The organism is Corynebacterium glyciniphilum AJ 3170 (genome assembly GCF_007673095.1).
GTDB lineage: Bacteria > Actinomycetota > Actinomycetes > Mycobacteriales > Mycobacteriaceae > Corynebacterium.
Genome location: NZ_VDYZ01000273.1, coordinates 1 through 259, shown reverse-complemented (window position 1 = coordinate 259; position 259 = coordinate 1). Strand labels below are relative to the sequence as shown.

The following is a 259-nucleotide window of genomic DNA, read 5'->3' as shown; positions in this document are numbered from 1 at the left end:
CTCCCTCTCGTCCCCTTGCCCCCCCCTCATCCCTCCCCTCCCTTTCCAGCTCATCAAGCACATCCCGACCATCCTCTTCTCCAATCCCCTCTCCAATCCCCCTCCCCCACCCTTTCCCCCCCTCATCCCCCTCATCCTCTCCCAGCCCACCCCACTCCTCCACCCCATCCCTCCCCCCCCACCTGCCCCCATTGACCCTCTCCACCACTTCCCCCCCCCACCCACCTACTACATCCTCCCCATCCACATCCCCTTCTTC

1 pseudogene is annotated in these 259 nt (G+C 65.3%); it reads right to left on the bottom strand.

Annotation, left to right across the window (positions count from 1 at the left end):
• Nucleotides 1-259 (bottom strand): annotated as a pseudogene (locus tag FS507_RS20070) (hypothetical protein); the annotation flags it as partial.